Source organism: Quisquiliibacterium sp. (genome assembly GCF_982640115.1).
In genome coordinates, this window is the sequence record NZ_CEXFHW010000180.1 from 1 (window position 1) to 7,762 (window position 7,762).

Annotated in this window: 8 protein-coding genes and 1 pseudogene; 7 read left to right on the forward strand and 2 right to left on the reverse strand. The window is 69.8% G+C overall.

All coding sequences use genetic code 11. The features are described from left to right. The 5 genes and pseudogenes from AC2H6A_RS16165 to AC2H6A_RS16185 all read left to right on the forward strand — a co-directional run. Positions 1–175 (forward strand): annotated as a pseudogene (locus AC2H6A_RS16165) (SDR family oxidoreductase); the annotation flags it as partial. Between the two features lie 33 nt (positions 176–208). Continuing rightward, positions 209–976, forward strand: coding sequence for a response regulator transcription factor (locus tag AC2H6A_RS16170; RefSeq protein ID WP_484274745.1), 768 nt, complete (start codon positions 209–211; stop codon positions 974–976). Next, on the forward strand, positions 973–2,319 hold the full coding sequence (locus AC2H6A_RS16175) for an ATP-binding protein (protein WP_484274746.1): 1,347 nt from the start codon (positions 973–975) through the stop codon (positions 2,317–2,319). Before AC2H6A_RS16170 ends, AC2H6A_RS16175 begins: the two co-directional genes overlap by 4 nt. A 103-nt stretch (positions 2,320–2,422) precedes the next feature. Then, the gene (locus tag AC2H6A_RS16180; protein WP_484274747.1) at positions 2,423–2,974 is read left to right on the forward strand and encodes a hypothetical protein; all 552 of its coding nucleotides are present in this window, start codon (positions 2,423–2,425) and stop codon (positions 2,972–2,974) included. A gap of 56 nt (positions 2,975–3,030) precedes the next feature. Next, positions 3,031–4,710 (forward strand): CHAT domain-containing protein, encoded by a 1,680-nt coding sequence (locus tag AC2H6A_RS16185; protein ID WP_484274748.1) that lies wholly within the window; start codon positions 3,031–3,033, stop codon positions 4,708–4,710. Positions 4,711–4,731: 21 nt separating this feature from the next. On the opposite strand, the gene AC2H6A_RS16190 is transcribed toward AC2H6A_RS16185, so the two are convergent. After that, positions 4,732–5,064, reverse strand: a complete 333-nt coding sequence (locus AC2H6A_RS16190) for a helix-turn-helix domain-containing protein (RefSeq protein WP_484274749.1) — start codon at positions 5,062–5,064, stop codon at positions 4,732–4,734. Beyond that, a complete protein-coding gene (locus AC2H6A_RS16195; protein WP_484274750.1) occupies positions 5,048–5,305 on the reverse strand; it encodes a type II toxin-antitoxin system RelE family toxin in 258 nt (85 codons plus the stop codon). Before AC2H6A_RS16195 ends, AC2H6A_RS16190 begins: the two co-directional genes overlap by 17 nt. Before the next feature lie 159 nt (positions 5,306–5,464). On the opposite strand from AC2H6A_RS16195, the gene AC2H6A_RS16200 reads away from it, so the two are divergent. Both AC2H6A_RS16200 and AC2H6A_RS16205 read left to right on the forward strand, forming a co-directional pair. Beyond that, entirely contained in the window at positions 5,465–6,817 is a 1,353-nt protein-coding gene (locus AC2H6A_RS16200; RefSeq protein WP_484274751.1) for a trypsin-like peptidase domain-containing protein, read from the forward strand. Then, on the forward strand, positions 6,817–7,762 hold a 946-nt coding region (locus AC2H6A_RS16205), incomplete at its 3' end, for a urate hydroxylase PuuD (protein WP_484274752.1). The genes AC2H6A_RS16200 and AC2H6A_RS16205, both read left to right, overlap by 1 nt.

A 7,762-nucleotide genomic window follows, 5' to 3' on the forward strand; every position in this document is an offset into this window, starting at 1 on the left:
GTGGGATCAGGCCCGTCAGCACAATCCCGCGCTCTACAAGGGCATCCTGGCGAGCATTCCCTCGGGCCGCATGGGCACCGCCGAGGAGGTGGCCAATGTGGTGATGTTCCTGTGCAGCGACGCCGCCCGCTGGGTCACCGGCCAGACCATCGCGGTCGACGGCGGTCAGATGCTCAGCTGAGCGGGCTGCCCGCCTGCGCCTGCCGCCATGCGGCTGCTGCTGGTCGAGGATGACCGCAGGGTGGGCGAGGCGCTGCGTGCGGCGCTGCGCCTGGAGGGGCATGCGGTCGACTGGGTGCGCGATGTTGCCGCGGCCGAGGCCGCGATCGCCGGCGAGCGCTTCGAACTCATCCTGCTCGATCGCGGCCTGCCGCTCGGCGGGCCGGGGCCGCGTCGCGCCGAGCGTGGCGACGGCCTGTCGCTGCTGCGCGCGCTGCGCGATCGCGGCGACGACACGCCGGTGATCATCCTCACCGCGCGTGATGAACAGCCCGAGCGGGTCGGCGGGCTCGATGCCGGTGCCGACGACTATCTCGTCAAGCCTTTCGATCTCGACGAGCTCGCCGCGCGCATCCGCGCGGTGGCGCGCCGGCATGCCGGCGCGGCCCGCTCCCGGCTGTCCTGCGGGCCGGTGGACCTCGATCCGGTCACCCGCCAGGTGAGCCTGCATGGCCGGCCGGTGACGCTCTCGGCGCGGGAATTCGCGGTGCTCGAGGCGCTGATGCGTCGGCCGGGCGCGATGCTGTCGCGCAGTCAGCTCGAAGACCGGCTCTATGGCTGGGGCGATGCCATCGAGAGCAATGCCGTGTCGGTCTATGTGCATCAGCTGCGCCGCAAGCTCGGCGCCGGCTTCATCGTGACCGTGCGCGGCCTGGGCTACGCGGTGTCGGCCGAGGGCGCGAGCGGGCCCGCAGGCGCGCCCGGCCGGTCGGGGGAACCCGGATCCGACGGCCGCCGCGGCCCTGGCAGCGCATGAACTCGATCCGCCTGCGGCTGCTGCTCGCGCTGGCGGTCCTGCTGGCCGCGGCTGCCACGGTGATGGCCGCGGTCACCTACCGTGGCGTGCTGGCCGAGACCGAAGCGCTGTTCGACTACCAGCTTCGGCAGATCGCGCTGTCGCTGCGTGACCAGGGCGCCATCGACCCGCCGCAGGCCGAGGTGCTCGCCGACAGCGAGCTCGAGGTGGTCATCCAGGTGTGGACCATCGACGGTCGCGCGGTGTGGGCCTCGCGCACGCCGGTGGCGCTGCCCGGCCGCGCGCCGCCGGGCTTCGCCGACCAGCGGGTGGGCGCCGAGACCTGGCGCAGCTTCAGCGTGGTCACCCGGCAGCGCATCATCCAGGTCGCCCAGCCGCTGCCGGTGCGTCAGCGACTGGCCACCGCCGCGGCCTTGCGCAGCATCGCGCCCCTGGCCTGGCTGGCGCCGCTGCTGGCGCTGGCCGGCTGGTGGCTGGCCGGTGCCACGCTGCGCCCGCTGAACCGCGTGGCCCGCGAGGTGCGCGCCCGCGATGCCGATTCGCTCACGCCCTTGCCCGACGCCGGGCTGCCCGAGGAACTCGCGCCGCTGGTGCAATCCCTCAATGCGCTGCTTGCGCGGCTGGGCCGCTCGCTCAGCCTGCAGCGTGACTTCATCGCCGATGCCGCCCATGAGCTGCGCACGCCGCTCACCGCGCTGCGCCTGCAGCTGCAGCTGCTGCAGCGCGCCGGCGACGAGGGCGGCCGCGACGCGGCGCTCGCCGCGCTGGCCGAGGGCATTGCGCGGGCCGCCCGGCTGGTGGAGCAGCTGCTCGCGCTGGCGCGGGCCGAGCCCGGGGCGCCGGTCGCGCCGCGCCAGCCGCTGTCGCTGGCCGACCCGGTGGCCCGCGCGGTGGCTCTGCTCGGCCCGCTCGCCGACGAGCGCGGCAGTCGCATCGAGACCGAGATGGGTCAGACCGACATCGGGGAATCCGGGATCAGCGAGGCCCGACAGCGCAGGGCGCCGGCGGTGCTGGGCGATGCCGATGAACTCGTGGCGCTGGCTCGCAACCTGATCGAGAACGCCCTGCGACATACCCCGCCCGGCACCCGGGTGCGCGTGCAGGTGGTCGGCGAGGGCGACCAGGCGGTGCTGCTGGTCGATGATGCCGGCCCGGGCATGACACCGGCCGAGCGTGAGCGGGCCTTCGACCGGTTCTGGCGCCGCAGCAGCGAAGACAGCCCCGGCAGCGGGCTGGGTCTGGCGATCGCCCGTGGCATTGCGCAGCGGCACGGCGCGCGGCTCGAGCTGCTCGATTCCCCGTTGGGCGGCATGCGCGTCCGGGTGGCGTTCCGGGCGGGTTGACGGCCCGTCTGGCATCGGCGGAAGATCGTCGGGGCGAGTCATACGGCGTCGTTCAATCCCGCAGGTTCAAGCGCCCGAGCCAGTGGTTCGGGCAGGAGTCGACATGGTTACCGGATATCGCTGGTTCCAGGGCGTCACGCGACGCCTCTTCCTCCTCGCTTTGCTGGGCGCGCTGGGTGGGTGCGCCACCGGTATCAATGCGCCACCCGCTAGCCCGGACCAGGACGGGATCCAGGCGTTGCGCTCCCACGAGGGGATGTTTCGTCTCGGTCCGATCACCACGACTTTGCCGGCGTCATCCAAGTCCGGTCAGGTACTGCTGGCGGAATTGGCGCAGCGCCTGTCGGTCACGCTGGCAAATTTCGACTATCTGCAGACCGATCGCAACCGGCCGGCTTACCTGATCACTGCCGTCCTCGAGAAGGCTGAAGCGCCCTTCGGGGGCTTCGACATCAAGTACGAAGCCGCTGTGCGCTATGTGATCACGGATCCTTCCGGCGCCCGGGTGCTCGACAAGCTGGTTCCCTCGGAAGGAGCCGCCAGCGTTTCCGAAAAGCTGATCGGCTGGCAGCGGGGGTATCTCGCCCAGGAGCGGCTCTACAAGAACATTTCTCGTCAGTTCATCGAGGAACTGAACAGGCTGCCGGTACGGTGATGTTGTCATCGGGGCTGCGCCGGTGTGCCCGGCGTGCCTGGCAGGTACCGGCGGTGATGCTGGTCCTGGCTGGCCTGTTGCTGGTTCAGCCCGGTGCGCTGGCTCAAGTCAGAGACCCGGCCACCGAGGGCTACCGGGTTTTCAATCTTGCGCTCTCCTACCTGGATCGCGGCAAGTTCGCCCGATGCCTCGATGTGATCGATCAGGCCGCCGCCGATGATTCGCCCTTCCTGCCCGCCGAGCACAGAACCGCGCTGCGGGAACTGTCCTCACGGATCGCCGAACTCGATGCCAGCATCGTCGTGGCCACCGACCCCAGGGCCCAGCGCGAACTGCGCCGCGAGAAGGAGGGCGCGCGCGATGAACTGGCCGGGCTGCGCGACCGTCTGCTGCGGGAGTATCCGCGGTATGCGGCGGTCAGCCGGATCACCGCGCTCGCGCGCGCGCCGGAGGGGCTGATTCCGGCAGACGCAGCCTTCATCAGCTACCTCATCATTCCGCCCGATGAGCGTGCAGGGTCCGAGCTTCGTTCGCGCCTGTGGGCGTTCGTGCTGCGCGGCACGGCGGCGCCGGTCGCGGTCGACCTCGGGCCTGCCGATGAAATCGACAAGCAGGTCACGCAGTTCCAGCAGCGGCTGTCCTCTGGAGAGGCGGTCCGCCAGGCGATGCGCGGTCGCCGCGCTGCGGGTCCGCTTGCGGTGGCGCCGAAGGGCGGTGCCGAGATGTCGACCGCCGAGCGCGGCACCATGGCCGCCGCGCTCTCGCGCAGCCTCGCCCGGCGGCTGATCGAGCCGCTGCTCGACAAGCTCGAAGGCGCGCGCCAACTGATCATCAGCCCCGACGGTGCGCTTTCCCTGTTGCCCTTCGAGGCGCTCAGGCTTGGCGATTCGTTGCTGATCGAGCGTTTCGATGTCGGCTACGTCCAGTCGCTGTCCATCCTGAACCTGCTCAGGCAACGACAGGTCGAGTACCAGGCGATCCGCCGCCGCGATCTGTTTGCGATGGGAGCGCCGATCTACATGGCGTCTGACCCCGCGCCCGCGCCGGTGCCGGCGCGCGCCCTGCCAGCGCAGTTGTCAGCGAATCCGGCCGAGCCCGTTGCGGGTCGTTCGACGCGCGCCGCCGAGCTCAGCCGCAACTTCTTCGCGTCCCTCTCCGGCAACCTGCAGAATCTGCCCGGAACCGAGGACGAGATCCTCGCCATTGCCCGCCTGTTCCCCGATGGTGAGACCTTCCTGGGGCCCGAGGCCACCGAGGCGAAACTGCTCAGCCTGAACCGGGAGCGGCGTCTGGAGCAGTACCGGTATCTGCACTTCGCTGCCCATGGCTACCTCAACACCGAGGTGCCCGACCTGAGCGCCCTGATCCTGGGGCAGGTGAAACGGGCTCCCGACACCGACGGGTTCATCACGGCGGCCAAGTGGATGACCTACAGCGTCAAGAGTGATCTGCTGGTGCTGTCGGCCTGCGAGACCGGTCTGGGCAAGATCGTGCTCGGCGAGGGCATTCTCGGGCTGCCCTATGCCCTTTATGTCGCTGGCAACCGCAGCACGGCGCTGTCCCTGTGGCCGGTCGACGACGAGGGAACCGCCTTCTTCATGCAGCAGTTCTACGGTGCGCTGAGGGCCGGGCAGGGTCACGCGCAGGCCATGAGCAGGGCCAAGCGGGATATGTTGCGGCATCCCGAGTACCGGGACCCCTTCTTCTGGGCGCCGTTCATCGTCTACGGTCCGTGATCAACACGCCGTGGTGACTCGCTACCAGTTCAACTGTTCGACTTCAATACCCAGCCCGCGCGCGACCTTGTCCAGCGTTGCTTGCCTGGGCTTGCGAGCGCGCTCCATCTGCGCGTAGGCCGCTTGTGAGATGCCGATCCGGGAGGCCAGTTCCGCCTGGGTCAATCCGAGATGCTCACGCCATGCGCACATCGGCGAGACTCCGCGATCGAAGGCGATGTTCACCACCTCGTGTGGCACGACATCTGCCATCGCGCGGCCCCGCATCCGCTGGAACTGGTCGTAAGGCACCACGACGAATGCCGGCTTTCCGTCTTGCCCCAGGATCACCTGAAAGTCAGTACGTGCGTTCATCCCGCTTTCTCACTTCCTCGATGCTGATGATCCGGATGATCCCGTCGTAATCGAAGAAGACCCGGTAGTCGCCCACCCTGAGACGGTAACCGTAGGTGTGGTTGACCAGTGCCTTCACATTCCTTGCCGCTGAGAGATCTGCGAGTTCCTCGGAAACAGCCAGGCGGATGCGCTTGCCGGCGACTGCTTCGATCTTTCGCAACTGTCGCAGTGCCCTGGTGCGCCATGTGATCGTGTTCACCGGGGAGATTATAAGCAATCGATGCTTATTCTGCATCGTCGATCCAGTACGCCTGGCCTCTTTCCTAACCCCGGCCTAACCCTCGCCTCATCGTCGGCTAATCGCGAACCTGCACTGTCCGTCCTGCGCGAATCCCGCGCTCACCGAACAGGAGCCGACATGCCTGACAAGACCCTCCGCGCTGCGCTCGTCGCCGCGGGCATCCTCGCTGCCGGGAGCTCTGCGGCGCTGCTGGCGTCCACCCCCGGCGCGACTGCGCAAGCACCGACACGCGAGGCCTCGACCCCCGTGCTGCTGTCGCGGCCCGACTACCGCGCGATCGTGCGTGCGGCTGGCCCGGCGGTGGTCGGCGTCATGGTCGAGGGGGAGCGCGAGCCGTTTCGCGGCCAGGGCTCGGGCTTCATCGTGAGCGAGGATGGCCTGGTGCTCACGAACGCGCATGTGGTGCGCGACGCGCGTCAGGTGGTCGTGCGTCTGGCTGACCGGCGCGAGTTCAGCGCCCGGGTGATCGGCGCCGACCCGGTCACCGATGTGGCGGTGCTGCGGGTGGCAGCCCGCGGTCTGCCCACGGTGCGTCTGGGGGACCCCCGTGGCCTGGAGGTGGGTGACCCGGTGCTCGCCATTGGCGCGCCCTACGGCCTGGAGCACAGCGCCACCCAGGGCATCGTCAGCGCGAAGGGCCGCTCGTTGCCCGGTGACGCCGTCGTGCCCTTCATCCAGACCGATGCCGCGGTGAATCCCGGCAACTCGGGCGGGCCCTTGTTCGACGGCAGCGGCGCGGTGGTCGGCATCAATGCCCAGATCTTCTCGCGCTCGGGTGGCTTCCAGGGCCTGAGCTTCGCGATCCCGATCGATGTCGCGCTCAGGGTCAAGGATCAGATCCTCGCCACCGGCAAGGCGCAGCATGGTCGCCTGGGCGTGGCCGCGCAGGATCTCGATCAGACCCTGGCCCGCTCTTTCGGTCTGAGCGCGCCCTCGGGCGCGCTGATCTCGCAGGTGCTGCCGGGCAGCGCCGCGGCGGCGGCCGGCCTGAAGCCGGGCGATGTGATCATCGCCGTGGGCGGCCAGCCGGTGCAGCGCTCGGGCAACCTCTCCAGCCTGATCGGCCTGGCCAACCCCGGCGAGCGGGTGATGCTCACGGTGTGGCGTGACCGCGCCACGCGCGAACTGCCGGTGACGCTCGGCAGCGCACCGCCTGCCCCGTCGGCGAGCGCGCCTGCGCCGGCAGCCGATGGCGCTCGGGTGGGTCTGGCCCTGCGCGAGCCCGATGCCGCCGAGCGCGCGCGCCTGGGCCTGCCCCAGGGGCTGCTGATCGAGCAGGCGAGCGGCGTGGCCGCGCGCGCCGGCATCCGGCCGGGTGATGCCCTGCTGATGGTCGAGGGTCAGCCGGTGCAGTCGGTGGCCCAGGCGCGTCGCCTGATCCAGGGCGCAGCCGACGGTGTGGCCGTGCTCATCCAGCGTGACGATGGCCGATTCTTCGTCGGGCTCAAGCCAGCGGCTAGAATGGGCTGATGGATGCCTACCTCCTCGACTGGGCGAATCTGCTCGTCCGCTGGCTGCATCTGATCGCGGGCGTCGCCTGGATCGGATCCTCCTTCTACTTCGTCTGGCTCGACAACCACCTCACCGCGCCTGCCCGGCCGGGCGACACCGACCGCGGCGTGCACGGTGAGCTCTGGTCGGTGCACGGCGGCGGCTTCTACCACAGCCAGAAGTACCTCACCGGCCCGCGCAACGAGCCGCTCACCGAGAACCTGCACTGGTTCAAGTGGGAGGCCTACACCACCTGGCTCTCGGGCATGGGCCTGCTCGCGGTGGTCTACTGGTTCGGCGCATCCACCTATCTCATCGACCGCTCGGTGATGGCCCTCTCGGTGCCGGCCGCCATCGCGATCTCGGCGGCGGTCATCGTGGCGGGCTGGCTGGTCTACGACAGGCTGTGCCGGCTCCTCAAGGAACACGACACGCTGCTCGCCGCGGCCCTGTTCGTGTTCGTGGTGGCGGTGTCCTGGGGCCTGTCGCAGGTGTTCAGCGCGCGCGCCGCCTACCTGCATGTGGGCGCCATGCTCGGCACCCTGATGGTGGCCAATGTGGCCATGGTGATCATCCCGGGGCAGCGCCGCATGCTGGCGCAGATCCGGGCCGGCCAGACCCCCGATCCCGAGCCCGGGCGGCAGGGCAAGCTGCGCTCCGGCCACAACACCTATTTCACCCTGCCGGTGCTGTTCATCATGATCAGCAACCACTATCCGTTCACCTACAGCCACCGTCATGGCTGGCTGGTGCTCGCCGGCATCATGCTGGCCGGAGTGCTGGTGCGGCAGTTCTTCGTGCTGCGCCACAAGGGCATCATCAAGCCCTGGCTGCCGGTGGCGGCCGTGCTGCTGCTCGCGGCGGTGGCTGCGGCCCTCGCGCCGGCCCCGCGCCCGCCGGCGCCGGCGGCAGCCGCTGCGGGCG

Bases quoted from the DNA above. Each gene is read 5' to 3' on its own strand.
- AC2H6A_RS16170 (WP_484274745.1), top strand. From the start codon at position 209: ATGCGGCTGCTGCTGGTCGAGGATGACCGCAGGGTGGGCGAGGCGCTG.
- AC2H6A_RS16175 (WP_484274746.1), top strand. From the start codon at position 973: ATGAACTCGATCCGCCTGCGGCTGCTGCTCGCGCTGGCGGTCCTGCTG.
- AC2H6A_RS16180 (WP_484274747.1), top strand. From the start codon at position 2,423: ATGGTTACCGGATATCGCTGGTTCCAGGGCGTCACGCGACGCCTCTTC.
- AC2H6A_RS16185 (WP_484274748.1), top strand. From the start codon at position 3,031: ATGCTGGTCCTGGCTGGCCTGTTGCTGGTTCAGCCCGGTGCGCTGGCT.
- AC2H6A_RS16190 (WP_484274749.1), bottom strand. From the start codon at position 5,064: ATGAACGCACGTACTGACTTTCAGGTGATCCTGGGGCAAGACGGAAAG.
- AC2H6A_RS16200 (WP_484274751.1), top strand. From the start codon at position 5,465: ATGCCTGACAAGACCCTCCGCGCTGCGCTCGTCGCCGCGGGCATCCTC.